Annotated in this window: 23 protein-coding genes; 6 read left to right on the top strand and 17 right to left on the bottom strand. The window is 62.8% G+C overall.

Annotated elements, in window-relative coordinates; all coding sequences use genetic code 11:
- The first annotated feature begins 76 nt into the window (after positions 1-76).
- Positions 77-373, top strand: coding sequence for a ribosome assembly RNA-binding protein YhbY (yhbY, locus tag I6L45_RS11330; RefSeq protein WP_010675376.1), 297 nt, complete (start codon positions 77-79; stop codon positions 371-373).
- Between the two features lie 105 nt (positions 374-478).
- A complete protein-coding gene (locus I6L45_RS11325) occupies positions 479-1,072 on the top strand; it encodes a PilZ domain-containing protein (RefSeq protein WP_216982111.1) in 594 nt (197 codons plus the stop codon).
- A gap of 47 nt (positions 1,073-1,119) precedes the next feature.
- Here I6L45_RS11325 and greA read toward each other — a convergent pair whose 3' ends face one another.
- The 3 genes from greA to pomA all read right to left on the bottom strand — a co-directional run bounded on the left by greA (position 1,120) and on the right by pomA (position 3,411).
- On the bottom strand, positions 1,120-1,596 hold the full coding sequence (gene greA / locus I6L45_RS11320; protein WP_042078863.1) for a transcription elongation factor GreA: 477 nt from the start codon (positions 1,594-1,596) through the stop codon (positions 1,120-1,122).
- A gap of 146 nt (positions 1,597-1,742) precedes the next feature.
- On the bottom strand, positions 1,743-2,642 hold the full coding sequence (locus tag I6L45_RS11315) for a flagellar motor protein MotB (RefSeq protein ID WP_216982110.1): 900 nt from the start codon (positions 2,640-2,642) through the stop codon (positions 1,743-1,745).
- Positions 2,643-2,652: 10 nt separating this feature from the next.
- Positions 2,653-3,411 (bottom strand): flagellar motor protein PomA, encoded by a 759-nt coding sequence (pomA, locus tag I6L45_RS11310; protein ID WP_043762248.1) that lies wholly within the window; start codon positions 3,409-3,411, stop codon positions 2,653-2,655.
- A gap of 234 nt (positions 3,412-3,645) precedes the next feature.
- Between pomA and xseB the strand changes: the two genes are divergently transcribed.
- From xseB to dxs, 3 genes are read left to right on the top strand one after another with little or no spacing between them, the layout of a single operon-like run.
- Entirely contained in the window at positions 3,646-3,897 is a 252-nt protein-coding gene (xseB, locus tag I6L45_RS11305) for an exodeoxyribonuclease VII small subunit (protein WP_043762294.1), read from the top strand.
- Positions 3,898-4,788, top strand: coding sequence for a (2E,6E)-farnesyl diphosphate synthase (gene ispA / locus I6L45_RS11300; RefSeq protein ID WP_216982109.1), 891 nt, complete (start codon positions 3,898-3,900; stop codon positions 4,786-4,788).
- Between the two features lie 21 nt (positions 4,789-4,809).
- Positions 4,810-6,675: a 1-deoxy-D-xylulose-5-phosphate synthase gene (gene dxs, locus I6L45_RS11295; protein WP_216982108.1), complete on the top strand. Its 1,866-nt coding sequence runs from the start codon at positions 4,810-4,812 to the stop codon at positions 6,673-6,675.
- Positions 6,676-6,807: 132 nt separating this feature from the next.
- On the opposite strand, the gene I6L45_RS11290 is transcribed toward dxs, so the two are convergent.
- From I6L45_RS11290 to glyA, 13 genes are all read right to left on the bottom strand, one after another.
- A complete protein-coding gene (locus tag I6L45_RS11290) occupies positions 6,808-7,749 on the bottom strand; it encodes an ABC transporter permease (RefSeq protein WP_043762252.1) in 942 nt (313 codons plus the stop codon).
- Between the two features lie 4 nt (positions 7,750-7,753).
- Entirely contained in the window at positions 7,754-8,728 is a 975-nt protein-coding gene (locus I6L45_RS11285) for an ABC transporter permease (protein ID WP_043762253.1), read from the bottom strand.
- Positions 8,729-8,955: 227 nt separating this feature from the next.
- A complete protein-coding gene (locus I6L45_RS11280) occupies positions 8,956-10,512 on the bottom strand; it encodes an ABC transporter substrate-binding protein (RefSeq protein WP_043762254.1) in 1,557 nt (518 codons plus the stop codon).
- A 58-nt stretch (positions 10,513-10,570) separates the two neighbouring features.
- Positions 10,571-12,295, bottom strand: coding sequence for an ABC transporter ATP-binding protein (locus I6L45_RS11275; RefSeq protein ID WP_043762255.1), 1,725 nt, complete (start codon positions 12,293-12,295; stop codon positions 10,571-10,573).
- Between the two features lie 725 nt (positions 12,296-13,020).
- Positions 13,021-13,509, bottom strand: coding sequence for a phosphatidylglycerophosphatase A (locus tag I6L45_RS11270; RefSeq protein ID WP_216982107.1), 489 nt, complete (start codon positions 13,507-13,509; stop codon positions 13,021-13,023).
- Positions 13,506-14,465, bottom strand: coding sequence for a thiamine-phosphate kinase (thiL, locus tag I6L45_RS11265; protein WP_043762258.1), 960 nt, complete (start codon positions 14,463-14,465; stop codon positions 13,506-13,508). Before thiL ends, I6L45_RS11270 begins: the two co-directional genes overlap by 4 nt.
- 57 nt (positions 14,466-14,522) lie before the next feature.
- Positions 14,523-14,936, bottom strand: coding sequence for a transcription antitermination factor NusB (gene nusB / locus I6L45_RS11260; RefSeq protein ID WP_010675390.1), 414 nt, complete (start codon positions 14,934-14,936; stop codon positions 14,523-14,525).
- Positions 14,937-14,950: 14 nt separating this feature from the next.
- Complete coding sequence (ribE, locus tag I6L45_RS11255; RefSeq protein ID WP_010675391.1) at positions 14,951-15,421, bottom strand: 6,7-dimethyl-8-ribityllumazine synthase; 471 nt, start codon at positions 15,419-15,421, stop codon at positions 14,951-14,953.
- A 143-nt stretch (positions 15,422-15,564) separates the two neighbouring features.
- On the bottom strand, positions 15,565-16,674 hold the full coding sequence (gene ribBA, locus I6L45_RS11250; RefSeq protein ID WP_043762260.1) for a bifunctional 3,4-dihydroxy-2-butanone-4-phosphate synthase/GTP cyclohydrolase II: 1,110 nt from the start codon (positions 16,672-16,674) through the stop codon (positions 15,565-15,567).
- 135 nt (positions 16,675-16,809) lie between these two features.
- Positions 16,810-17,463, bottom strand: a complete 654-nt coding sequence (locus I6L45_RS11245) for a riboflavin synthase (protein WP_216982106.1) — start codon at positions 17,461-17,463, stop codon at positions 16,810-16,812.
- A 100-nt stretch (positions 17,464-17,563) separates the two neighbouring features.
- Positions 17,564-18,673 carry a bifunctional diaminohydroxyphosphoribosylaminopyrimidine deaminase/5-amino-6-(5-phosphoribosylamino)uracil reductase RibD gene (ribD, locus tag I6L45_RS11240; protein ID WP_216982105.1) on the bottom strand — a complete coding sequence of 370 codons (1,110 nt, stop codon included), beginning with the start codon at positions 18,671-18,673 and terminating at the stop codon, positions 17,564-17,566.
- Between the two features lie 57 nt (positions 18,674-18,730).
- Positions 18,731-19,180, bottom strand: a complete 450-nt coding sequence (gene nrdR, locus I6L45_RS11235) for a transcriptional regulator NrdR (RefSeq protein WP_005298086.1) — start codon at positions 19,178-19,180, stop codon at positions 18,731-18,733.
- A 154-nt stretch (positions 19,181-19,334) separates the two neighbouring features.
- A complete protein-coding gene (gene glyA / locus I6L45_RS11230; RefSeq protein ID WP_216982104.1) occupies positions 19,335-20,588 on the bottom strand; it encodes a serine hydroxymethyltransferase in 1,254 nt (417 codons plus the stop codon).
- A gap of 339 nt (positions 20,589-20,927) precedes the next feature.
- On the opposite strand from glyA, the gene I6L45_RS11225 reads away from it, so the two are divergent.
- A complete protein-coding gene (locus I6L45_RS11225; protein WP_210549144.1) occupies positions 20,928-21,215 on the top strand; it encodes a hypothetical protein in 288 nt (95 codons plus the stop codon).
- A gap of 28 nt (positions 21,216-21,243) precedes the next feature.
- Here the strand turns inward: I6L45_RS11225 and torS are convergent, their stop codons facing one another.
- Positions 21,244-24,063, bottom strand: coding sequence for a TMAO reductase system sensor histidine kinase/response regulator TorS (gene torS, locus I6L45_RS11220; protein WP_216982103.1), 2,820 nt, complete (start codon positions 24,061-24,063; stop codon positions 21,244-21,246).
- Between the last annotated feature and the right edge of the window lie 41 nt (positions 24,064-24,104).

The raw sequence follows: 24,104 nt of genomic DNA, 5'->3' as shown, positions 1-24,104 counted from the left end.
ACAAGGGTTATTAGTATTAAGGGCTAAGTGGGGGTAGAATACGCCCCTTTCAACCCTGACTTATGAAGAAATTGCCATGATTCTCAACAATAAACAGAAACAGTACCTCAAGGGCCTTGCCCACAGTCTGAAGCCGGTCGTCCTCCTGGGACAACACGGTCTGACCGAAGGGGTGCTGGCCGAGATCGATCTGGCGCTGAACCACCACGAACTGATCAAGGTTAAGGTTGCGTCTGAAGATCGTGAGATGAAACAGCTGGTTATGGATGCCATTGTCCGTGAGACCGGCGCCATCAAGGTACAGAGCATGGGCCATGTCCTGACCATCTATCGTCAGGCCAAAGAACCCAAAATCCAGTTGCCGCGCAAGTAACAGGAAAGAGCATTCGCTCTTTCCTTCATTTCCCCTCTTCCCAAGTCGCTTGCCAACATAGCGGTCAGGCCCTTAACCTGCGATGAATAGTCGCGGACACCCACTATGGACAAGCATCAGCTCCTCACCGATGAAGAACTGGCCATGCTGCGGGACTTGGGCAACGCCGAGGACATGACTGCCAGCCAGTTTCTGCACGGCAATCTGTCCCTTCCTCTGCAAAGCCTGCTGCAACGCGCCATCCCGTTGACGCTCGAGGCCCGCATCGCCGGCCACCAGCTGCGTTTCCCGCTGCACTGTACCCTGGCTGCGGAGGGCCTCACCGAACTGCGCATCGCCGCGCCGACCATTACTGAACTGGGTTCGCCCCATCTACGCGCCTGGCGACTCGACGAGAAGGCCGTGCTCTGTACCGAAGACGCAGAGTACGAGGTATACAGCCTCTCCCTTGGCGGCCTCATCGTGGCCGGCTTGCCCGTGTCCATGATCAAGGGCGATACCCTGAACGGCACCCTCTGCATCGAGGGACTCCCCCACCTGACGATGGCGGGAACCCTGATCCGGCATGTGGAGGCCAACCAGAGCCTTCACGACTGGGCCGTCCAAATCCGGCTGAACAAGGAGGATCAGGAGCTACTGCGGGACTGGCTCTTCCAGCGCCATCAGGACGCCTTCATCCAGGCTTATCAGGGAGAGTAAAAGCAACAGGGGAGCCCGGCTCCCCTGTCTCTTCCCCGCCCCTGCGATCAGAGGTAGGCGACTTCCAGGATCTCGTACTCCACGTCGCCGCCAGGGGTCTTGACGATGGCGACGTCATCCACTTCCTTGCCGATCAGCGCACGGGCAATGGGGGAGTTCACGGAGATCATGTTCTGTTTGATGTCCGCCTCGTCGTCACCCACGATGCGATACACCACTTCTTCTTCCGTTTCGCTTTTGAGCAGGGTCACGGTCGCTCCGAAGATCACGCGACCATTATTGGCAATCTTGGTGACATCGATCACCTGGGCGTTGGAGAGCTTGCCTTCGATTTCCTGAATGCGGCCTTCACAAAAACCTTGCTGCTCACGGGCGGCATGGTATTCGGCATTTTCTTTCAGATCACCATGTTCACGGGCATCAGCAATCGCTTCGATAATCTGGGGACGCAGCTCGGTCTTGAGATAGTCGAGCTCCTGACGCAGCTTTTCGGCGCCACGAACAGTCATCGGAGTATGATTCATAGTCGAAACCTGGGTTGCTTTATAAAGAGAAGCTGCGGCAATCAAAAGATAGCCGCAGCTGTCGGTTCGGATGGGGCATCTTAATATGAAGCCGCCACAAAATCCATGTCAGCCCCTGCGAGGGGGATCCCGCTTCCCGGCAAAGACTACTTGGGTTCGGATACCCCGATGGGGGCCGACACCGTCGGTTTGCCCTGCATGATGGCGATCTCGACTCGCCGGTTCATGCGCCGGTTTTCCGGGCTGTTGTTGGGCACCAGCGGCTGGCTATCCGCCATGCCCTGCACCACCAGTCGATTGCCGTCAAAACCGGGCACCTTGATCATCTGATGGGCCACCGCCACCGCGCGCTGGGACGAGAGCTCCCAGTTGGACTGGAACAGCTCGTCTTCGGTCGCGACATTGTCGGTGTGGCCGGAGACGGTGATCTCCCCGGGCACGTCCTTGAGCAGGGTCGCCACCTTGCGGATCACCGGCCAGAACTGGGGCTGGAGGAAGGCAGATCCCGCCGGGAAGGCCGCCTTCTCACGAATACGGATGATGATCTGCTGGCCCAGCGCCTCTATCTCGATGGCCCCATCCTGGATCTGGGCCTGCATCTGCTCCGCCAGCGCTTTCGCCAGGGTGTTGGACTGCTCCTGCACCTTCTGCGCCTGGGCCTGTTGGGTGCTGTCGCCGCCACTCTGCTGGCCATCGGTCTTGTCATGCCCCCCCGCCTTGTCCGCATCCCCGGGCTGAAAATCCAGCTCGGTCTGGGTCATGTCGATGGTCTGCTGCATGATGGTGTCGATAGGAGTCGGCTCAGGGCGACCAGGCCGGAACTCCTGGGCGATGACCGAGGTTCCCTTTGGAATATCCTTGACCTCCAGGATGTTCTGCACCCCGAACGCCTTCTCCATGGAGCCGGCGATCTGCTTGAACTTCTGCACATCCATCTCGGCAAAGGAGAGCAAGAGTACGAAGAAGCACATCAACAGGGACATGAGATCCGCGAAGGTTCCCATGTAACCGGGCAATCCGGGAGGCGGGCACTTGCACTTTGCCATCTGTGCGCTCCTATTCGGTCCCGTTGTTGCGTTTGGACTGATTCAGGTAGTTTTGCAACATGGCCTGGATCACTCTCGGGTTCTGTCCATCCTGGATCCCCATGATGGCGTCGAGGATCAAGGTGCGACTCAGTTGTTCCTCGCCGCTGCGCAGTTCCAGCTTGTCCGCGATGGGGATGGCGATCATGTTTGCCTCGATGGCACCATACAAGGTCGTCAGCAAGGCAACCGCCATGGCCGGACCGATGGATTTGGGGTCACTCATGTTGGCCAGCATGGCCACCAGGCCCACAAGGGTACCTATCATGCCCATGGCAGGACCGAGGTCACCGAGGGAACGGAACACCTTGATGGCGATGGCATGGCGCTCTGCGGTCAGCTCGATGTCTTTCTCCATCACGGCGCGCACCACGTCAGCATCGTGGCCGTCCACCAGCATGTCGATCCCCTTCTTCATGAAAGTGTTGGGGATCTCCGCCGCCTCCAGGGCCAGGAAGCCCCCCTTGCGGGCCGCATCCGCCAGCTCCACCGCCTTCGCAATCAGGTCATCGAGCTTGTCCCCCTTGTACATGAAGGCCTTGCCCGCCACCTTGAAGGCCATCAGAAACTGGCCGAGGTTGAATTTCATCATGCAGATGAACACAGACCCCAGAATGGTGATATAGACCGACGGCATGTCCACGTACATGCTCATGGGGCCGCCCAGTAGCATGCCGTACACCACGACCCCGAACCCCAGCACTATGCCTATCAGACTCCCTAAATCCACACCCCTACTCCTGTCGCCGAACGTGCCGTCTAATTATATTGCGTTGAATTTTCTGCTATTGCGTCCCCGGCAGCAAGCCCGGTACGCCTCAATCGCCGATCGGCAATACATGGTTGCATGCCGGTTCTTATCGGCCAGGGTCAGGATAGTTTGAGGAGGCCGCGTTTTTCTGCCTCCCCCCTGTGGCCGGTCGATGTTAAGATGAGCCGTTTTTTTCAATCCCCGAGGATGGACATGGCCAGTAAAAAAATCGACCGTCTGAGTTTTGATGCCACCCTAGAAGAGCTGGAAAGCATAGTGCATCAACTGGAACAGGGTTCGCTCCCCCTCGAGGAGGCACTCAAACAATTCGAACAGGGCATCCATCTGGTGCGTGCCGGCCAGCAGAAGCTGGAGCAGGCCGAACAGAAGATCCAGATCCTGCTGACCCAGGCCGACGGCAGCGAGCAGGCGGTCCCCTTTCAGTCAGAGCAAGGAGAGGAGTGAGTGACCCTGGACGATTTCTCCCGCCAGCATCGACAGCGTATCGACGCCTGCCTCTCGGCACAGCTTGAAGCCCTGCCCGCCATGGCGCCGCGCCTGCGGGACGCGATGAAATATGGTCTGCTGCTCGGCGGCAAACGGGTTCGCCCCTTCCTGGTCTACGCCGTGGGCGAGATGCTGGGCGTCAAGAGCGAGCTGCTGGACGGTCCGGCCGCCGCGGTGGAGTGTATCCACGCCTACTCCCTGCTGCACGACGACCTGCCCGCCATGGACAACGACGACCTGCGTCGCGGTCAACCTACAGTGCACAAGGCCTTTGACGAAGGCACCGCCATCCTGGCCGGCGATGCCCTGCAGACTCTGGCGTTCTCCATCCTGGCCGATCACCCGCTGCCCGACGAATTGATGGCCAACAGGGTCAAGATGCTGAGCGCCCTGGCCCGCGCCTCCGGGTATCTGGGCATGTGCGGCGGACAGGCGCTGGATCTGGAGGCCGAGGGCCGCCAGATCAGCCTCGCCGAGCTGGAGCAGGTGCACCGCCACAAGACAGGAGCGCTCATCGAGTGCGCCGTCACCCTGGGCGCCCTGTGCAAGGCTGACGTGGAACACGCCACCCTGGCCGCCCTGCAGACCTATGCCGCCGCCATCGGGCTGGCCTTCCAGGTGCAGGATGACATCCTCGACATCACCGGCGATACCGCCACCCTGGGCAAGCCGCAAGGCTCGGATCTGGCGCAGGAGAAGAGCACCTATCCGGCCCTGCTCGGACTCGACAATGCCCGTGAGCTGGCTCGCGAACTGCATGACAAGGCCTTAACAGCCCTGCAATCCTTGCCCTACAATACCGACATTCTGGAAGCGTTTGCCGATTACATCATCGAGCGAACCCACTAAACGCTGGATAACAGTAACAAAATGAGCGTTGATATTAGCGATTTCCCCAACCTGGCCCTCGCGGACACGCCGGTCGAGTTGCGATCCCTCCCCTTTGAGCGGCTGCCTGTGCTGTGCAACGAGCTGCGTGAGTACTTGCTGCGCTCCGTGAGCCGCTCCAGCGGCCACTTCGCCTCGGGCCTTGGTACCGTCGAGCTGACGGTCGCCCTGCACTACGTCTACAACACCCCGTTCGATCGCCTGGTGTGGGACGTGGGCCATCAGGCCTATCCCCACAAGATCCTGACCGGACGGCGGGATCGCATTCACACCATTCGCCAGAAAGATGGCCTGCACCCCTTCCCCTGGCGGGAAGAGAGCGAGTATGACGTGCTCAGCGTGGGCCACTCCAGCACCTCCATCGGGGCGGCGCTCGGCATGGCGGTGGCCGCCGAGAGCGAAGGCCTTGGCCGCAAGGTGGTCGCGGTCATCGGTGACGGCGCCATCACCGCCGGCATGGCGTTCGAGGCCCTCAACCACGCTGGCGACGTCCACAAGGACATGCTGGTGATCCTCAACGACAACGAGATGTCCATCTCCGAGAACGTGGGGGCCCTGAACAACCACCTCGCCAGGCTGATGTCCGGCAAGCTCTACACCACCATCCGCGAGGGCGGCAAGAAGGTGCTGGCGGGTCTGCCGCCGGTCAAGGAGCTGGCCAAGCGGGCCGAGGAGCACCTCAAGGGCATGGTGGTGCCGGGTACCTTGTTCGAGGAGTTCGGCTTCAACTACATCGGCCCCATCGACGGTCACGACATCCATGCCCTGGTCGAAACCCTGCGCAACATGCGCAATCTCAAGGGTCCCCAGCTGCTGCACGTCAAGACCAAGAAGGGCAAGGGCTACGAGCCGGCTGAAAAAGACCCCATTGGCTATCATGCCGTGCCCAAATTCAACCCGGACGACTGCGCCCTGCCCAAGAGCGCCGGTGGCAAGCCGACCTTCTCCGCCATCTTCGGCCAGTGGCTGTGCGACATGGCAGCCAGGGACGAGCGCGTGGTCGGCATCACTCCCGCCATGCGTGAGGGCTCAGGTCTGGTGAAGTTCAGCCAGCAGTATCCGGATCGCTACTTCGACGTGGCCATCGCCGAGCAGCATGCGGTCACCTTCGCCGCCGGCCTCGCCATCGCCGACAAGAAGCCGGTAGTCGCCATCTATTCGAGCTTCCTGCAGCGGGCCTATGACCAGCTGATCCACGACGTGGCACTGCAGAACCTGCCGGTGCTGTTCGCCATCGACCGGGCCGGCCTGGTGGGGGCCGACGGCCCCACCCACCAGGGTGCATTTGACATCAGCTTCCTGCGCACCGTGCCGAACATGGTGGTGATGACCCCGTCCGACGAGAACGAGTGCCGCCAGATGCTCTACACCGGCTACCTGTGCAACGGGCCTGCGGCGGTGCGCTATCCCCGTGGCAGCGGCACCGGCATCCAGGCCGAGAGCGAGATGCAGGCGCTGGCGCTCGGCAAGGGCCGGATCGTGCGTCAGGGCAAGGGTACCGCCATCCTGGCGTTCGGCACCCTGTTGCAACAGGCCAGAGCGGCCGCCGAGGCCCTCGATGCCACCCTGGTGGACATGCGCTTCGTCAAGCCGATCGATGAAGAGCTGGTGCTCTCCCTGGCCGCCACCCACGATCACTTCGTCACCCTGGAAGACAACGCCATCATGGGCGGGGCCGGCTCCGCGGTGAACGAACTGCTGATGCGCAACAAGCAGTGCAAGCCGGTGCTGAACCTGGGCCTGCCCGACCGCTTCATCGAGCAGGGTACCCAGGAAGAGATCTACGCCCAGCTGGGGCTGGACGGCGCAGGCATCCTGGCCAGCATCGAAGGCTGGCTAAAAGCCTGACGCACGGCCGGCAACACGCCAGACCGAGAATTGCGAGCAATAAAGAAGGGCGCCATAGTGGCGCCCTTCTTGTCATTCATCCTCTGATGCCTGTTCCCCCATGGCCGCTGCGGCCCGGTGAACAGGAGACCATCAGCCCTTGTAGATCTTCGGGTTGAACACATCCCGCAGCCAGTCACCCAGGAGGTTGATGACCAGCACCAGCACCACCAGGCAGATGCCCGGGAAGGCGGTGATCCACCAGGAGCCGGAGAAGATGTAGTTGAAGCCGACACTGATCAGCGACCCCAGGGACGGCTGGTCTACCGGCATCCCCAGACCGAGGAATGAGAGCGCCGCCTCGCTCATGATGGCGTTCGCCACCTGCACCGTGGAGATGACCAGGATGGGCGACAGGCAGTTCGGCAGAATGTGGCGGAACATGATGCGCGGGGCACGAAAGCCCATCACCTTGGCCGCTTCTACATACTCCTTCTTCTTCTCGGCCAGCACGGAGGCGCGCACGGTCCGGGCATACTGCGGCCACTCGGCGATGCCGATGATCACCACCAGCATCACGATGGCAAATTTCGAGTAGAACTCGGAGCCAAAGGTCGCCTGGAAGATGGCGGAGATGATGATGGCCACCATCATGGTGGAGAACGACAGCTGCACATCGGCGAAACGCATCAGCAGGTTGTCGATGCGGCCGCCGAAGTAGCCGGCCATCAGGCCGATGACGATGCCGAGCACCAGCTGCAACCCCACCGCAAACAGGCCGATGGTGAGGGAGATGCGGGCGCCATAGAGGATGGTGCTCCAGATGTCGCGGCCCTGGTTGTCGGTGCCGAGCCAGAAGCGCTCCTCGCCCCCTTCCAGCCAGGAGGGGGGCAGCTCCGCATCCATCAGATCGAAGCTGGTCTGGTCATAGACGTTGTGCGGCGCGAGCCAGGGTGCCAGCATCGCCGCCAGCACGAAGACCACGAAGACCGCAAAGCTGAACATGGCTACCTTGTCCCGCAGGAAGTAGTAGACGATGTCGGAGTTCTTGAAGCGTGCCCAGCGGCTCGGGCTCGCAGTTACTGCATTACTCATGTGCTTACCCCTTGGCGGTCAAGTTGACGGTCGGGTTGATCAACCCGTAGAGCAGGTCGACCAGGGTATTGGTCACCACGAAGATCAGGCCCACGAAGATGACGTAGGCGGTGATGAGGGGGGTATCGACCCGGTGGATCGCCTCGAGGAACAGGAAACCGGTCCCCGGCCACTGGAACACGCTCTCGGTCAGTATGGTGTAGGCCACCATGGTGCCGATCTGCACGCCGCCGACGGTGATGACCGGCAGCATGGTGTTCTTAAGGGCGTGCTGGTAGTAGACCTTGTTGTTGTCCAGCCCCTTGGCACGGGCAAACTTGACGTACTCGGAGGAGAGCTGCTCCAGCATCTCGGAGCGCACCAGCCGGATGAACAGCGGCAGCATGATGGAGGAGAGCGACACTGCCGGCAGGATCAGGTGCAGTATGCCGTCCCAGGTGAAGAAGCCGGACTCCCAGCCCAGCACGTTGGCGGTCTCGCCGCGGCCATAGGCCGGCAGCCAGCCCAGCTGGATGGAGAAGAGGTACATCAGCATGATGGCGGTCAGGAAGACCGGGATCGAGATGCCGATGCTGCTCACCGCCATGATGACCTTGGTGAGGATGCTGCGAGGCCTGATCGCCGAATAAACCCCCAGCGGAATGGAGACCACGACGATGATGAGCGCAGCAGCAAACACCAGCTCAAGAGTAGCCACCAGCTTGTCGAGGATCACCTCGAGGGCCGGTCGCTTGAAGAAATAGGAGGTGCCCAGATCCCCTTGCACTGCGTTTTGCAGGAAGCGGCTGTATTTCACCAAAAAGGGGTCGTTAAGGCCCATCTTGTCGCGCAGCTCCTGGCGCACGGACTCGGAGACGGATTGTCCCACCAGCTCGCGCAGCGGATCCCCCAGATTGTCCTGGATGGAGAAGGCGACCAGGCTGATGACGAACATCACTATCACGGCCTGATAGAACCGTTTCAGCAGGAATGTAAACATGCTTGTCCTTCTACGTGGCCTGTGTCTTGGCACAGGCTTCTGTTAATGGCGGGGCACCTGAGGCGCCCCGCCGGGTCCTTCCTTCATAACCTGTTCACGGTCTGTGACGAGGGGCCGTCAGCAAGGTGAAGAGCAGTACAGGAACCGGAGTGTGTAATGACACATGAGGATTCCGAGCAGCACATGAGCCTTGATCACGGCGTCGCAGCAAGAACGTGAGCAGGTTCTTACTTGTTGACCACCAGGTCACCCAGGTAAGGGAAGTTCATCACGTTGACCACCGGCTTGATGTCGACGTTCTTCTTGGCACCGTAGGCCAGGTCTTCCCAGTGCAGCGGCACATAGGCGGCGTCGTCGATCAGCATGGCTTCCACCTTCTGCAGGATGGCGGCGCGCTTGGCCGGATCGGTCTCGGTGTTCGCTTCCATCACCATCTTGTCAGCTTCCGCGTTGGCATAGCCGCCACAGTTGTACTGACCCATGCCGGTCTTGGCATCCTTGGTGAAGGTCAGGAACTCGAAGAAGTTCGCACTGTCTTCGGTGTCGGAGTGCCAGCCGATCAGCTGCATGTCAGCGGCGCACTTGTCAAACTCCGGCCAGTACTGGGCCACCGGCATGGTCTTCAGATCCACCTTGATGTTGATCTTGGACAGCATGGCGGAGACGGCCTGGGCGATCTTCACGTCGTTGACGTAGCGGGCAGCCGGGGAGATGAAGCTCATCTTGAAGCCCTTCTCGTAACCGGCTTCCTTCATCAGCTCCTTGGCCTTGGCCAGATCATACTGGGGCTTGAGCGCCTCGTTGTAGCCTGCGTAGCCCTTCGGGCTCAGCTGACCGGCCGGGGTACCGAAGCCCTTGTTGATCTTGTCGACGATACCCACCTGGTTGATGGCGTAGTTGATCGCCTGACGCACGCGCTTGTCTTTCAGCGCCGGGTTGGTGTTCTGGTTCAGCTCGATGATGATGGCACGGGTACCGGACAGGGTGACCAGCTGGGAATCCTTGCCGTTCTTCACGCGCTCCAGATCGTTCGGGGCAACCGGGTAGATCATGTCCACGTCGCCACCCAGCAGGGCAGCCACACGGGTGGCGTCTTCCTTGATCGGCACCACGGTCAGATTCTCGACGTTGCCCTTGGAGGCCTTGTCCCAGTAGTTGGCGTTGCGCACGTATTCCAGCTTCACGCCCTGCTCGCGGAACTTGACGCTGAACGGACCGGTACCGGAGACATTGGTGGAGGCGAAGGAGTCACCGTTCTTGACGATCTCGGCCTTGTCCTTGCCCGCTTCGGTCTTGCCGGTATAGAACTTGGAGTCCATCGGGAAGATGTAGGTCACGGTCTGCAGCACCAGCGGGAACGGCTTGGCGGTGACGAGATCCACGGTGAAATCATCCACCTTCTTGGCTTCGGCGATGGGGTCGAAGATCGCCTTGAAGTCCGGGGAAGCCTTCAGACGGTTGACGGTCCAGACCACGTCGTCGGCGGTGAAGTCGTTGCCGGAGTGGAACTTGACACCCTTGCGCAGGTGGAAGCGGACGGTCTTGTCGTCGATACGCTCATACTTCTCGGCCAGACGCGGCTCGAACTGCAGGTCCTGGGTGTAGCGCATCAGGGGGTCGAATACCAGGTGAGACATCTCCAGAGTCTGACCGGACAGCTGCTCCTGCGGGTCCAGCGAGGTGGCGTCGGAGGCGACGGCGACCTTGATGTCGGCAGCGGAAACGTTGAACGCGAGACCAGCGGCGAACAGCGCCATGGCGATCTTGGATAATCCTTTCTTCATGTCTTTCTCCATGCTTTTGGCTTTTTATTGACAGACAAACCGGCGAACCGGTGCTTTCCTAGCTTGCGATTTCCAGCCCCTCGCGGGACATTCCCTTAAATTCCGGCATGAGGGAGATCAGCTTGCGGCTGTACTCATGCTCGGCATTGGTAAACAGTTTCTCGGTCTCGGCCACCTCCACCAGGTTGCCGTGCTGCATCACCCCGATGCGATCGCACATCTGGCGGATGACCGGCAGATCGTGGCTGATGAACAGCATGGTGAGGCCAAGTTCCTGCTGCAAATCCTTGAGCAGGTTCAGGATCTGGGCCTGCACCGACACATCCAGCGCCGAGGTGGGCTCGTCGCAGATGAGGAAGCGCGGCCGGGTCGCCAGGGCGCGGGCGATGGAAATGCGCTGGCGCTGACCACCGGAGAACTCGTGGGGATACTTGACCCCTGCTCCGCTGCCCAGACCGACGTGGTCGAGGAGGTCCGCCACGATCTGCTCAATCTGCCGCTCGCTCTCGGCGAGGCGGTGGAAGCGGATCGGCTCGGCGATGATGTCACGTACCTTCATGCGCGGGTTCATGGACGAATAGGGGTTCTGGAACACCATCTGCATCTGGCGGCGCAGCGGGCGACGCTCGTGCTCTCCCTTCAGGGCAGTGAGATCGATCCCCTCGAACACTATCTTGCCGGCATCGGGCGGATAGAGGCCGGTGATGGCCCGGGCGATGGTGGACTTGCCGGAGCCGGACTCCCCCACCAGACCGAAGGTTTCCCCTTCGAAGATCTCGAAGCTGATGTTGTTGCAGGCGCGCACGTACTGGCGGCGGCTCGGGAAGAAGGAATCCTTGGTGACGAACTTCAGATCCACGTTCTCCACTCGCAGCAGGGCCCCTTCATAGCTGCGCTCGTCCTGGCTCTGACCGAGCCAGTGGGTCTTCAGATCGATGCTGGTATCCGCCGCGCCGGCATCCTCGATATAGGAGACCAGGGGGAAGCGCACCAGCTTGACATCGGAGCGGGGCACCGCCGAGATGAGGCTGCGAGTATAGGGATGGTTGGGGCGGCCCAGCACCTGTTCCGTGGTGCCGAACTCCACCAGATCGCCGCGATACATGACCGCCACCTTGTCGGTGACGTTGGAGACCACGCCCATGTCGTGGGTCACCAGCATGCAGCCTACCTGACGCTCCTTGCACAGGGTGCGGATGAGCTGGAGGATCTGATCCTGGATGGAAACGTCCAGCGCCGTGGTCGGCTCGTCGGCGATGATGAGCTCGGGATCGCCGGAGAGGGCGATGGCGATGACCACCCGCTGACGCATGCCGCCGGAGAACTGGTGCGGATACTGCTTGATGCGCAGTTCCGGGTTCGGGATCCCCACCGCCCCCATCAGCTCGAGGGCCTTGGCAAAGGCCGCCTCGCGGTCGAGATCGGTGTTGGCGAGTATGGTCTCCACCAGCTGCCGCTCCACGGTGAACAGCGGGTTGAGGGAGGTCATGGGATCCTGGAAGATGAAACCGATGCGTGAGCCGCGAATGGCCCGCATCTCGTTCTGACTCTTGCCGGAGATGAGTTCACCGTTGAGGTAGATGTCGCCGCGGGCGATGCGACCGGGCGGGCTCAACAGATCGATGACGGCGTTGCCGATGGTGGACTTGCCGGCGCCGGATTCACCGACAACGCCGACGATCTCGCCCTTTTCCACGGAAAAAGAGAGATCCTTGACCGCGGCCAGCACCCCGTAGCGGGAGGGGTACTCGATCCGCAAGTTTTTGACTTCAAGCAAGGACATGGTTACCTCTGCGGGGGACATCCGTCCCAAATAATTCGTCCGTAAATCAGCCGCAGATGCTGGTTGTGCCTTGGGTACTGCTCGAGAGCCTTTGTTGTGTCATAAACGCTCAATCCATGAGGCAGCCAAACCAGCGATCCGGGCGGGTTTTTTGCATTTTTTTGGAATAACCCGCGAGTAAGTTAGTCGGTTTGCCCGCAGGTGTAAATGATCCAGTTATACAATTTCGCAATACTTTGCCGAGTTCATGCCGGCTTTGCGGGCTAAATATGTCGCCAAAAGTCACATTACCAGAGATTAAGATGGCAATGCGAGACTTCTTTCCATTTATGTTTCAACAAAATGATAACAAGCCGCTATTTCCACTACAGGGAACAAACTAGCAAGCCTCGAATGAGTAGTGAATATTTATGTGAAATGTTTTTTTGACGAGAGCATATCTGGTGGAAGGAAAACTAAGCAGAGATAAATAGTGATAATCCAGGATCTTCAACCAGCGCCCGGCACAGGGTCACGGCGCCAGCCGGGGGAGATTGCATACAAAACGGTTCGGGGTCTGATGAGGTATTCAGGAGCCACCCTCCCGCCCAAGGGCCGACAGGCCATCAGGCCCGGGCAGAGACACCAGAGAGGCAACATCTGAGCGCGCCTGCCGCCCACTTGGGGGCGACAGGCGCGGTGACAGCAGAACAGGGCAGAGAGCTGGCGCCCCCTCACCCGCAGCGTTACCAGCGTGCCAGCAGCTGCATGCACAGCAGGGCAAACAGGCCGGCGATGAGATCGTCCAGCATGATGCCAAGGCCGCCGTGGATGCGGCGATCGAACCAGGAGATGGGCCAGGGTTTGAGCACGTCGAACAGCCGGAACAGCACGAAGCCGGCCAGGACCCACTCCCAGCCGGCCGGCGCCGCTATCATGGTGACGCCGAAGCCGATCACCTCGTCCCAGACGATGGCCCCGTGATCCGGCATGCCGAGGGCGTCGGTGGCGCTCTGGCAGATGCGTATCCCCGCCACGAAGCCCACCACCAGCAGGGCGATGAACCAGGGCGTAGGAAGGCCGCTCACCAGCAGGTAGAGCGGGATGGCCGCCAGGGTCCCCATGGTGCCAGGCGCCTTGGGGGAGAGGCCGGAGCCGAAGCCCACCGCCAGGAAATGGAGCGGGTTGCGGAGGTTCAGCCGTTTGAGCTCGGGCTTTATCTTGAGAAACGTCATGCGAAGTGGTCCCAGCCCTTGAGGTGGAGTTCGACCGGCTGCTCGTCCTGCAGGTAGTCGATGCCGGGCTCCCCTGCCAGGATGCGACCGATGCGGGTGAACCTGACGCCGCAGTTGGCGAGCGCCGTGTCCAGGGCGCCGTGATGCTCCTGCGGGACGGTGAAGCAGAGCTCGTAGTCGTCGCCACCGGCCAGGGCCAGCTGCCAGGCATCCATGGCGGGCACCGCATCCTGCAGCACCGGCGAGAGGGGCAGCAGATTGAGATCGATCTGTGCCCGCACGCCGGAGGCCTTGAGGATGTGACCAAGATCCGAGGCCAGACCGTCGGAGAGATCCAGGGCGCTGCTGGCCAGCCCGCGCAGGGCCTGGCCGGCCAGGATGCGGGGATGGGGATGGTCGAGCCTCGGCAGCACCGCCGCCAGCTGGTTCTCGTTGAGGGTCCGCTTGCCCAGAAGGTGGGAGAGCGCCAGGGCGGCATCCCCCAGGGTACCGGTCACATAGACGCCGTCCCCGGCCTTGGCGCCGCTGCGCATCAGGGCGCGGCCGGCCGGCACCGACCCCTTCACCGAAACGGTGATGGAGAGCGGCCCCCGGGTCATGTCCCCCCCCACCAGGGCCACGTTGTAATACTCCGCCAGCTCGAGGAACCCCTCGGCGAAGCCGGCGACCCAGGCCTCGTTGACGGCGGGCAGGGTCAGGGCCAGGGAGACCCAGCGCGGCTCGGCCCCCATGGCGGCGAGATCGGACAGGTTGACCGCCAGCGCCTTGTAGCCGAGATCCACCGGATCCATGTCGGGGAAGAAGTGCACGCCGCTCACCAGGGTGTCCGTGCTCACCGCCAACTGGGTGTCGGGGGGCAGGGTCAGCAGGGCACAGTCATCTCCAGGGCCCATCACCACGTCCTTGCGGGCGTGGGGGACCTTGAAGTACTTCTCAATCAGCTCGAATTCACCCATACAGTAAAAAGCCAGCAATAAGCTGGCTCCTCTCTTAAATGCTGACGGACAGCGGGATCAACGCTTGGGCAGCGTCTTGATCACCTTGTCCAGTACGCCGTTGACAAACTTGTGGCTGTCATCGGCGGCGAAGGCTTTGGCCAGCTCGATCGCTTCGTTGATCACCACACGGGGCGGCACATCTTCACGACGGGTCAGCTCGTAGGTCGCCAGACGCAGGATCGCCTTGTCCACCATGTCCACTTCTTCCAGCGGACGGGAGAGGAAAGGCGCGAACACCTTGTCCAGCTCGTTGCAGTGGACCGCAACCCCGAACAGCAGATCGCGGAAATAGTTCAGGTCCACACCCTTGGTGTCCTGATCGATCTTGAACTGCTCTTCGATGTCGCCCACATTGGCCTGGGTCATCTGCCACTGGTAGATGGCCTGGGTGGCGCAATGGCGGGCCTTACGGCGCTCGGACGGTTTCAATGCATTTCTCCTCGTTACACGTCCAGTTGTTTCAGGACGTTGATCATTTCGAGCGCGCTCAGTGCAGCCTCTGCACCCTTGTTACCCGCCTTGGTACCGGCGCGCTCGATGGCTTGTTCGATGTTTTCTGTGGTCAGCACGCCGAAGGCAACGGGAATGTCGTATTCCATCATTACCTGGGCCAGACCCTTGCCGTTCTCGCTCGCCACCAGTTCGAAGTGGTAGGTACCGCCACGGATGACGGTGCCGAGCGCGACGATGGCGTCGTATTGACCGCTCTTGGCCAGCTTCTTGGCCGCCAGGGGGATTTCAACGGCACCCGGTACGCGTACCAGGGTCAGATTGCTCTCCTGGACCTGACCTTGACGCTTCAGCACGTCCAGTGCACCGTTCACCAGGCTGTCATTGATGAAGCTGTTGAAACGGGCAACGACAATAGCAACACGCGCCTCGGGAGCGGCGATATTTCCTTCGATAATCTTCATTGGAAATCCTGTCTCTGTGCAATCAGTAGGGCCGTCAATGGGGCCGCGGCCAAAAGTGCGCACATTCTAGCACAACAGACCCGCGACAAAAAACCATGGCCGCTACGGGCGGCCATGATCGGGATGTCAGCCTGACGGGGCGCTTATTCGCCGACGTATTCCACGACCTCAAGGCCGAAGCCACCGAGGGCATGGTACTTCTTGGGGGAGCTCAGCAGACGCATCTTGCCCACACCCAGCGCCTTGAGGATCTGGGAGCCCACGCCGACCCGGCGCGAGGTGCCCTGCCACTTGGCCCCTTCCGGTGCCAGCCCCTTGTCCGCAGCCTCGAAGCCCTTGACCCTGGCCAGCAGCTCGGCGCCATGGGCTTCCGCCCCCAGGATCACCAGCACACCGCCCTCGTCGGCGATGCGGGCCATGGACTTGGGCAGCGGCCAGCTGCGGGCGCTGTGACGGTCGGTCAGCAGCAGATCGCTCAGCACGTCGTGCAGGTGCACCCGTACCAGGGTCGGCTGATCGGCCTTCACCTCGCCCTTCTTCAGGGCAAAATGGATCTGGTTGTCGATGGTGTCACGGAAGGTGACGAGGTCGAACTCGCCGTATTCGGTGGGCAGCTTGCACTCGGCCACCTTCTCCACCGTGGTCTCGTGCTGGTTGCGGTACTCGATAAGATCCGCGATGGTGCCGAGCTTGATGCCGTGCTGCTCGGCGAAAAGCTCGAGATCCGGGCGGCGCGCCATGGTGCCATCTTCGTTGAGGATCTCGACGATGACGGACGCAGGCTCATACCCGGCCAGCCGTGCCAGATCGCAGCCGGCTTCGGTGTGGCCTGCGCGAGTCAGCACACCGCCATCCTGGGCCATCAGCGGGAAGATGTGACCAGGCTGCACCAGATCGGCGGCCTTGGCATTGGGGGCAACGGCGGCCTGCACCGTGACGGCGCGATCGGCGGCGGAGATGCCGGTGGTCACCCCCTCGGCCGCCTCGATGGAGACGGTGAAGGCGGTAGAGAACTGGGCATTGTTGCGGTCGACCATCAGCGGCAGCGCCAGCTGCTTGCAGCGATCCCGGGTCAGGGTCAGGCAGATGAGCCCCCGGCCGTAGCGGGCCATGAAGTTGATATCTTCCGGGCGGACACAGGAGGCGGCCATGATCAGGTCCCCTTCGTTCTCCCTGTCTTCGTCGTCCATCAGGATCACCATCTTGCCAGCCTTGATATCGGCAATGATTTCCTGGGTTGTACTCAGCGCCATGGGCTACTCCATCAATGTGCGTGGGGAGCGAGCCTGAGGCTCGACTCGACCTGGGTTTATGTGGCTCTAGATGGGGGCACTGGGCCCGCTTTCAATCCGAGCAGGATCACAGAACCGCGTTTTTCTGCCGCGTCCTCACAGGAAACCGGACTGGGCCAGCTTCTCCAGGGTCAGGGTGGAGGTCGTGCTCTCCTGGCCCTTGCCCATCATCAGCCGCTCCAGATAGCGGGCTATCTGATCCACCTCGAGGTTGACGCGATACCCCGGCTTCCAACGGGCAATGGTGGTCTCCTGGGCGGTGTGGGGCACTATGGTCAGCCGGAACAAATCCCCCTGCACGGCGTTGACCGTGAGGCTGATGCCATCCACCGCGATGGACCCCTTCTCGGCAATGTAGCGGGAGAGTTCCGCCGGCGCCTCTATCCAGTATTCGATGGCGCGCCCGCTGGATGACTTGCTCTTCACCTCGCCGATGCCATCCACATGGCCGGAGACCAGGTGGCCGCCGAGGCGGGAGGTGGGCATCAGCGCCTTCTCCAGGTTGACCGGATCCCCCACCCTGGCGGCGGAAAATCCGGTGCGGGAGAGGGTTTCCAGGGAGACGTCGGCGGTGTAGCGCTGGTCACCCAGGGCGACCACGGTGAGACAGACGCCGTTGGTGGCGATGGAATCCCCCAGTTTGACGTCGCTAAAGTCCAGGGTGGGCGCGTGCACGGTGAGGGCCATGTCCTCCCCCTGGCGGCGCAGCTCGGCCAGGGTTCCCACCGCTTCGATAATTCCGGTAAACATGCAGATCACCTTGCTGATGAGGGGGACTCGCCCCCTTGAACGTTGAAAGATCGGGCCAGCTGGCGACGACGAGGCTCCCCGCCGGCCGGGCCCGGGCGCCTCACGCCACCTTGGCGCTGATGCGAATATCCTGCCCCACCAGCCGCACATCTTTGATGGTGAGCTTGGGTGCCTGGAACAGCCGGGTCAGCCCGGGCAGATGGAACAGGCCCCGTCCCTCGTCCCCCATCAGCTTGGGCGCCTGATAGAGCACCAGATCGTCCACCAGCCCCTTCTCCAGCAGGGCGCCGCACAGGCGGGGCCCCGCCTCCACCAGCACCGAATTGATGTTCTGTTTGGCCAGCAGCATGAACAGGCTGACCAGATCCAGCTTGCCGTCCAGGAGCGGCACTTCCAGCTGTTGCACCCAGGCAGGCCAGTCGCCAGCGGCCTTGTGGCGGGCCAGCAGTACAGGGCTCTCGCTCTGGAACAGGGGCAGGTCGGGGGTGAGCCGGTTTTGGGAATCGACGATGACCCGCAGCGGCTGGCGCAGGGCCTCCTTGGGATAGGCGGCCTTGACCGAGGGGGGCAGCTCGTCCCAGCGCACGGTCAGGGAGGCGTTGTCCGCCAGCACGGTCTCGGCGCTGGAAAGCACCGCATCGTGGCGGGCCCGCAGCCGCTGTACGTCGCGGCGCGCCTCCGGGGAGGTGATCCACTGGCTCTCGCCGCTCGCCATGGCGGTGCGGCCATCCAGGCTGGCGCCGAGCTTGACCGTCACCTGCGGGAAGGCGGTGCGCATCCGCTTGAAAAAGCCCGGGTTGAGGGCCTCGGCCTCGGCGGCCAGCAGGCCGAAGTCGGTCTTGATCCCCGCCTCGGAGAGCATGCGCAGCCCGCGGCCCCCCACCTGGGGATTGGGATCCACCATGGCGGCGACCACCCGGGTCACCCCGGCCTTGATCAACGCCTCGGCACAGGGGGGCGTGCGCCCGTGGTGGGAGCAGGGCTCCAGGGTCACATAGGCGGTGGCGCCGCGGGCCTCTTCGCCGGCTGCGTGCAGGGCATAGACCTCGGCATGGGGTTCGCCGGCACGCTGGTGCCAGCCCTCCCCCACCACCACGCCCGCCTTCACCAGCACGGCACCGACGCAAGGGTTGGGGGCCGTGGTGTAGCGGCCACGGCGGGCCAGTTCGAGGGCCCGGCTCATCCATTGGTAATCGTCTTGACTAAACATCTGGGCTCCCGTTACAGGCGAGAAAAGAGGGTCATATACACAGAGCCTGACGCAGGCTTACTTCTCCAGCTTGGCGATCTCTTCGCCGAACTCACGTATGTCTTCAAAGCTGCGGTAGACGGAGGCAAAGCGGATATAGGCCACCTTGTCGAGTCCCTTGAGCTCGTCCATCACCAGGTTGCCCACCAGCTCGGAGGCGACTTCGCGCTCGCCGGTGGCCCGCAGGCGGGACTTGATGTGGTTGACCGCCTTCTCGATGGCCTCCATGCTCACCGGCCGCTTCTCCAGCGCCCGCAGAATGCCGGCGCGCAGCTTGTCTTCGTTGAAGGGTTCGCGGGAGCCATTGGACTTGATGACCCGTGGCATCACCAGCTCGGCCATCTCGAAGGTCGTGAAGCGCTCATGGCAGAGCAGGCACTCACGACGGCGGCGCACCTGATGGCCTTCGGCCACCAGACGGGAATCGATCACCTTGGTATCAACGGCACTACAGAAAGGGCAATGCATCGGACCTCCGGCGTTGACGGAAAAGGGCGCCGGCCCCACAGGGCCAGGATAATTGGCCCGCCAGTGTAGCACGGCCATGGAAAACCGGTAAAAGCCCAGAAAAAACAATGCCACCCGAAGGTGGCATTGGTCTCAAACCGGGCGTAAGCCGTTATCAGGCATAGACCGGGAAGCGGCGGCAGATGTCCAGCACCTTCTCGCGCACGGTGGCCAGCACTTCGTCGTTGTCGTGGTTGTCCAGCACGTCGCAGATCCAGTTGGTCAGCTGGATGGACTCGGCTTCCTTGAAGCCGCGGCGGGTGATGGCCGGGGTGCCGATACGCACGCCGGAGGTCACGAACGGAGAACGCGGGTCGTTCGGTACGGAGTTCTTGTTGACGGTGATGTTGGCCTTGCCCAGCGCAGCGTCGGCATCCTTACCGGTCAGCTCGCGGCCGATCAGGTCAACCAGCATCAGGTGGTTGTCGGTACCGCCGGAGACGATCTTGTAGCCGCGCTCGATGAAGGTGGCGGCCATGGCCTTGGCGTTCTTCACGACCTGGGCCTGATAGGTCTTGAACTCGGGCTCCAGCGCCTCTTTGAAGGCAACTGCTTTACCGGCGATGACGTGCATCAGCGGGCCGCCCTGGCCGCCCGGGAAGACGGCGGAGTTCAGCTTCTTGTACAGATCTTCGTCGTCAGCGGCGGAGAGGATCAGACCACCGCGCGGACCGGCCAGGGTCTTGTGGGTGGTGGAGGTGACCACGTGGGCGTGGGGCACCGGGTTCGGGTAGACGCCGGCGGCGATCAGACCCGCCACGTGGGCCATGTCCACGAACAGGTAGGCACCGATCTTGTCTGCGATTTCGCGCATGCGGGCCCAGTCGACGATGCCGGAGTAGGCGGAGAAGCCACCGATCATCATCTTCGGCTTGTGCTCAACGGCCAGGCGCTCCATCTCGTCGTAGTCGATCTTGCCAGACTCGTCGATGCCGTAGGGAATGATGTTGTACAGCTTGCCGGAGAAGTTGACGGGGGAGCCGTGGGTCAGGTGACCGCCGTGGGCCAGGTTCATGCCCAGCACGGTGTCGCCCGGCTGCAGCAGAGCCATGTAGACGGCGCTGTTGGCCTGGGAGCCGGAGTGCGGCTGCACGTTGGCGTAGGTGGCACCGAACAGCTCCTTGGCGCGCTCGATGGCCAGGGTTTCAACCACATCCACATACTCGCAACCACCGTAGTAGCGCTTGGCCGGGTAACCTTCGGCGTACTTGTTGGTCAGCTGGGAGCCCTGGGCCTCCATGACGCGGGGGCTGGTGTAGTTCTCAGACGCAATCAGCTCGATGTGCTCTTCCTGACGACGGGTCTCGTCTGTGATGGCCTGCCACAGCTCTGGATCATAGCCGGCGATGGTCATGTCACGTTTCAACATCCGTTTATCTCCTGAAAATCGTTTGCGCGATAGGTGAAGTGGGCCCGCGCATTGTAACGTGAGCTGGATCAAAGAGACAGTCCGACCACCCAAAAAAATGTTTATAAAATGTAAAATACGTCGCAAATCTCGAAATCCGCATGGCCTCCAGGTTCGAGCCATCCGGCACTCACCCAGCGGTTCCCGATTCGCCCCTCTCCCCCGCGCAGGCCGCAAAACCGGGGCCAGATCAAGGTTGCAGCGGTTATTAACAGATAACATTTTATTGAGCGTCGCATCCGCCCGGCCCGATGCGGCACACGCCATGCGTTTTCATCCCGGACCACAAGGGGAAACACCATGATGGATCACCTGATGCTGTTCTTGATTGTCGCGGTCTTCGCTCTTTTCTACTGGGTCTATTACACCGGCAGCCGCAAGGGGGCCTGCGTCACCCGCTGGGAGTCACTGCCCACCCGGGAGCAATACCTAGCGGCCCACCCCGGCGCCGCCGATGGCGACATCGTCTTTTGCATTCATTGCGGTCACCACCAGCAGCTGGAGGTCGGCCTGGTGCACCAGCTGGATTACCGGCGCCAGCACATCTGCCCCCGCTGCAAGCAGGAGCTCTATCGCGAGGCGGAATAGCCCGCGGGAGCGGGCGCCACGGGATTGCTTATGCCGGCGGCAGGTGCCGCGCCTGCCACGCCTCTAGACCGGCCATCGCCTCGTCAAAGTACATGGGCAGCCGTGCCGGGTCACCGCCCCCCTCCTCCACGGCGGCGCACTGCGCCGCGAAGGTGCCCAGCCCGAGCGCCAGGGCGCTCCCCTTGAGCTTGTGGGCCAGCGCCCGCCGCGCTTTCCCCTTGCTGCTTGCCAGCTCGGCCACCAGGGCCGCCCCCTGGGAGGCAAACAGTCCGATCAGCTGGCGGATGCGCGGGCCGCCCAGCAGGGCCAGATCCGCCTCCAGTATCGGGTTCGCCGTCTCCGGATCACTCCCGGAGTCGCCCGGCACGTCCGGCATCTCCCCCCCTTCTTCCCCCTGATACAGCCGGTCGATGGCCGCGGCCAGCGCCGCCAGCCGTACCGGCTTGCCGACGAAGTCGGCGAACCCGGCGGCGAGGCAGGCGCGCACATCCTCCGGGTACATCTGGGCGGAAATGGCGATGGCGGGCAGGTCGCGACCATGCTCCTCCTCGCTGATGGCCACCAGATCCTCGCGCAGGGTCATGCCATCCATGTCCGGCAGGTTGATGTCGAGCAGAGCCAGCTCGAAGGGGCGCTCGGTCACCCGTGCCAGCGCACTGCGCCCATCCTCGGCCAGGGTGACCCTGTGACCGAGGCGCGTCAGCATGCCCTGGGCCACCAGCCGGTTGATCTCGTTGTCCTCCACCAGCAGGATCTCCCGCGGCTGGCCAAGGCGCACCGGCTGGGCGCTGGCCGGCAGCTGGGCTGCCGAGCGCTGCAGCGGCAGGCTGAAGCTGAATTCACACCCCTGCCCCGACTCGCTGGAGAGCGTGAGCTCTCCCCCCATGGCGGCCACCAGCCGGCGGCTGATGGCAAGCCCGAGCCCCGTCCCCCCCTGATGCCCCATGTCCCGCTTGCGCTGGTGGAAGGCCTCGAACACCGCCTCCTGCTCCCCGGACGGGATGCCGGGGCCCGTGTCTTTCACCACGAAACGGATGCAGGGCTCGGCGCAGGGACCCGCACAGGCGAGCGGCGCCACCACCAGGGTGATGCGCCCCTTGACGGTGAACTTGACCGCATTGCCAAGAAGGTTTGCGAGCACCTGGCGCAGCTTGCCCAGATCCCCCTCCACCACGGGGGGGAGCGAGGGGGCGAACTCCAGCGCCAGCGTCACCCCTTTCGCGTCGGCCCTCGGCCCGAACAGGGCGATCAGCTCCTCGGCCAGCGGGCGCAGGGAAAAGGGCTCGCGGCGCGCCTCCACGTGGCCCGCCTCGATCTTGGAGTAGTCGAGAATGTCGTTGAGGATCTCCAGCAGGGATTCACCGCTCTGCTCGATGGCGGCCAGGTAGCGCTGCTGGGTCTCGCTGAGATGGGTATCCTCCAGCAGGGTGAGACCGCCCAGGATGCCGTTCATGGGAGTGCGGATTTCGTGGCTCATGGTGGCGAGGAACACCGACTTGGCCCGGTTGGCCTGCTCCGCCTCGGCGCGGGCCAGCCGCTGCTTCTCCACCTCTTCGTTGAGGCGCGCATTGGCATGGCTGAGCTGTTCCGTGCGCTCCTCGACCCGCGACTCCAGCTCCCGCTGGTAGCGGCCAAGCTCGAGTGCGTTGTCGCGAAACACCTGCAATGCCCGCGCCAGCTCCGCCAGCTCGTCGCGCCCCGCCTCCCCGACCGGCGTCAGGGGCGCCAGATCCCCCCTGGCCAACCGGCTCATCCCGGCAACCGCTCGCTGCAGCGGCCAGACGATGCGGCCATAAACCATGCGCCACATCAGCAGGATGAGCAGCACCAGGGTGAGCAGGCCGATCACCATCAGGGCCTGCTCCAGCAGCTTGAGGCGCTGGCTCAGAGCCTGCTGGCTCTCTCCCAGGGAGTCCCGGGCCTGGTTCACCAGGGTGCCGACCTCGCGGTTGAGGCTCTCCATCAGGGCCTCGTTGGCGGCGGCCAGCACCCGCAGCGCCTCCCCCTTGCCGAGCCAGTCGCTGCGCAGCTGTACCAGCCGATCGCTCTGCTCCAGCACGGTCAGCGCCTGCTCCACCGCCTGGCGGCGAGCCGGATCGGTCACCGCTCCGGCGCGCAGCCGCAGGATGGCCAGCTCACGACGCACCTCCTGCAGCAGGGTCAGCAGCCCGGCCTGCCGGTCGCTGCGCCAGATCTCCTCGATGCGCTGCTGCTGCATCAGGGTGCGGTGGCGCAGCTCCGTCATCTGCTCCAGCCAGTCGAGATCCTGCTCCAGCAGCCGGTCGATCGCCCCATCTGCTGGGCGCCCCTGCAGCGAATAGAGAGAGCCGAGCCCCGCCACCATCACGGTTTCGGCGTTCTCCATCTGGCTGCGGGCCAGCTCCGCCACCTGACCGGCGGCCGTCACCAGCCGGGAGCGCAACGCGCCTCCTTCGGCCATCAGCGTGAGCCGCTCTCCCACCAGCCAGCCCTGCTGGCCCAGGTTGCCGATGATGGTCTGGCTGAGGCGATGCAGCTCGTCGGACGCCGCCTTGCCGCCACCATGGCCCAGTTGCTCCAGCACATGCTGCATCTGCTGCCCCTGCAGGGTGAGCAGCCGCCCCTGATGCTCCCGCTCCTCCTCGCTGGTCGCGGAGGCCAACAGGTGGGAGGAGCTCTGGATCTCGCCGCCGAGCCGCGCCAGGGTGCGGGCCAGCTCCTGATCCGCCAGGGTCTGCTGCACCCCCTGCTCCAGCTGGCGCAGGTGGCTGAGGCCGAACCACCCCAGCAGGGAGGCCCCCAGGGTCAGCAGCGCCATCAGGGAGAAGGCCAGCAACAGCTTGCCGCCCAGGCCGGAAAAGATTCTCACGGGAAGTACCTTGGTTGTGGTCGACTTTGACCGGATAATAT

Origin of the sequence: Aeromonas sp. FDAARGOS 1415, assembly GCF_019048365.1 — a bacterium.
Lineage (GTDB): Bacteria > Pseudomonadota > Gammaproteobacteria > Enterobacterales > Aeromonadaceae > Aeromonas > Aeromonas taiwanensis.
Note: the sequence above shows the minus strand (reverse complement) of the source record. Positions and strands in the feature narration are given on the sequence as shown.

Excerpts from the sequence above, each read along its gene's own strand:
- yhbY (WP_010675376.1), top strand. The coding sequence starts at position 77 with ATGATTCTCAACAATAAACAGAAACAGTACCTCAAGGGCCTTGCCCAC.
- I6L45_RS11325 (WP_216982111.1), top strand. The coding sequence starts at position 479 with ATGGACAAGCATCAGCTCCTCACCGATGAAGAACTGGCCATGCTGCGG.
- greA (WP_042078863.1), bottom strand. The coding sequence starts at position 1,596 with ATGAATCATACTCCGATGACTGTTCGTGGCGCCGAAAAGCTGCGTCAG.
- I6L45_RS11315 (WP_216982110.1), bottom strand. The coding sequence starts at position 2,642 with ATGGCAAAGTGCAAGTGCCCGCCTCCCGGATTGCCCGGTTACATGGGA.
- xseB (WP_043762294.1), top strand. The coding sequence starts at position 3,646 with ATGGCCAGTAAAAAAATCGACCGTCTGAGTTTTGATGCCACCCTAGAA.
- dxs (WP_216982108.1), top strand. The coding sequence starts at position 4,810 with ATGAGCGTTGATATTAGCGATTTCCCCAACCTGGCCCTCGCGGACACG.
- I6L45_RS11290 (WP_043762252.1), bottom strand. The coding sequence starts at position 7,749 with ATGAGTAATGCAGTAACTGCGAGCCCGAGCCGCTGGGCACGCTTCAAG.
- I6L45_RS11285 (WP_043762253.1), bottom strand. The coding sequence starts at position 8,728 with ATGTTTACATTCCTGCTGAAACGGTTCTATCAGGCCGTGATAGTGATG.
- I6L45_RS11280 (WP_043762254.1), bottom strand. The coding sequence starts at position 10,512 with ATGAAGAAAGGATTATCCAAGATCGCCATGGCGCTGTTCGCCGCTGGT.
- I6L45_RS11275 (WP_043762255.1), bottom strand. The coding sequence starts at position 12,295 with ATGTCCTTGCTTGAAGTCAAAAACTTGCGGATCGAGTACCCCTCCCGC.
- I6L45_RS11270 (WP_216982107.1), bottom strand. The coding sequence starts at position 13,509 with ATGACGTTTCTCAAGATAAAGCCCGAGCTCAAACGGCTGAACCTCCGC.
- thiL (WP_043762258.1), bottom strand. The coding sequence starts at position 14,465 with ATGGGTGAATTCGAGCTGATTGAGAAGTACTTCAAGGTCCCCCACGCC.
- ribE (WP_010675391.1), bottom strand. The coding sequence starts at position 15,421 with ATGAAGATTATCGAAGGAAATATCGCCGCTCCCGAGGCGCGTGTTGCT.
- ribBA (WP_043762260.1), bottom strand. The coding sequence starts at position 16,674 with ATGGCGCTGAGTACAACCCAGGAAATCATTGCCGATATCAAGGCTGGC.
- I6L45_RS11245 (WP_216982106.1), bottom strand. The coding sequence starts at position 17,463 with ATGTTTACCGGAATTATCGAAGCGGTGGGAACCCTGGCCGAGCTGCGC.
- ribD (WP_216982105.1), bottom strand. The coding sequence starts at position 18,673 with ATGTTTAGTCAAGACGATTACCAATGGATGAGCCGGGCCCTCGAACTG.
- nrdR (WP_005298086.1), bottom strand. The coding sequence starts at position 19,180 with ATGCATTGCCCTTTCTGTAGTGCCGTTGATACCAAGGTGATCGATTCC.
- glyA (WP_216982104.1), bottom strand. The coding sequence starts at position 20,588 with ATGTTGAAACGTGACATGACCATCGCCGGCTATGATCCAGAGCTGTGG.
- I6L45_RS11225 (WP_210549144.1), top strand. The coding sequence starts at position 20,928 with ATGATGGATCACCTGATGCTGTTCTTGATTGTCGCGGTCTTCGCTCTT.